The organism is Halomonas sp. 707D4 (genome assembly GCF_024158685.1).
Taxonomy (GTDB): Bacteria; Pseudomonadota; Gammaproteobacteria; order Pseudomonadales; family Halomonadaceae; genus Vreelandella.
Window position 1 is genome coordinate 1 of record NZ_JAMZBD010000673.1, and the last position, 1,313, is coordinate 1,313.

1 protein-coding gene is annotated in these 1,313 nt (G+C 64.6%); it reads left to right on the top strand.

Features of this window, described 5'->3' with window-relative positions; genetic code table 11:
* Positions 1-150: 150 nt before the first annotated feature.
* Positions 151-1,313: DUF4123 domain-containing protein (locus BIS11_RS17800; protein WP_253586756.1), on the top strand; the 1,163-nt coding region annotated here is incomplete at its 3' end.

Genomic DNA, 1,313 nt, shown 5'->3' on the forward strand with positions numbered 1-1,313 from the left:
GGGGGAAGCGTCGACGTGACGCCGGTGCTCAACGTGGGCTCGGCCTCGCCCAGCGCGGCCGCCCTGCCGCCGGTGCCGGCTGTACTGGAAGTGGCAGCCGGCGAGGGGAGCCCCTTCGTCTCCCACTGCCCGCTGGAGGAGGAGTGACCCATGGCCACGCCGGATTACTGGGTCGCTCGCTGCCATGTGGTCGCCAACACACCCGAGTTCCGACACTGGAACGAAGAGGCCGATGAGGCCATCGTGACCGTGGCGGTGCTGGCCGAATCGGAAGACGACGTACGCGCGCTGCTTCAAAGCCGACTCTCGGACGATGGCCTGAGCCTTTTAAGGCTGGAATCGGCTCAAACGCTGCTGGAGCGGTTTCGGCGCCAGGGCATGTCGCAAACGCTGGTAGAACTGGCGCATCAAACATCCTCAACGAACCGGGTGGTTTACGGCGAGATGCTGCCGCTCATCGTGGAACCCGAGCCAGTCGAGTCCCTCCCCGTGGAGCCGCCCATCGCGTACAGCGAAACTACCTGGCCGGCGCTGCTGGCAACCAACCAGCCGCCGCTCTGGGCCGTGGTGGACGGCGTCAACTGCCGCGAGATTCAGGCGAGGTTGGGCCAAGCCGACGCGCAGCACACGTGCCTTTACGCCTCTACCAATGCCGAGACCCGGGCCAATGCCCCCTGGTTGGTACGTCTGGAAGCCGATAGCGACCTTCGCGCCTGGCTGGAGAGCCTACCCCAGGACCAGCACTGGGGCGTGCTGTTTCACTCCCATGCCACGCTCAAGCAACTGCGCGCGCACTTTCGCAAGTTCACCATGCTCTGGACCCCGGCCAACGACCAGGCCCCGGTGTACTTCCGCTTTTATGACCCACGCGTGGCGCTGGATATGACCCAGGCGCTGGAGCCCTGGAAGCTGGCCGCCTTCATGGCCCCGCTGGAAACACTCATCACACCGGTCTCACCGCGGATGGCATTTCCCTCGGACCTCACGCTGGAGCCGCCGGTTGCGCTCGATACCCAGGCAAGTGAGATACAGGGGTGCCTGGTACAGGTGTCGCTGAGCAATCAAGCGCGCGATGCCTGCCGCCGGAGCCGCCAATTTGCGATCGACCAGAACGAGTTCGCTCGATTTGGAGCATTGATGCAGCAGCGGGCACACGCAAGACTGGCGCTCGCACTGGGCGAGCAGTATCCCCGGATGCAGATCGATGAGCGAGTATCGGCCGTTCAGACGGCTGCCCAGCTGGGCCAGGGGTACGGGTTGAGTTCGAAAAAGCAGGTACGCACCTTGGCGAAGTGCGTCATCGAGTTCGGACA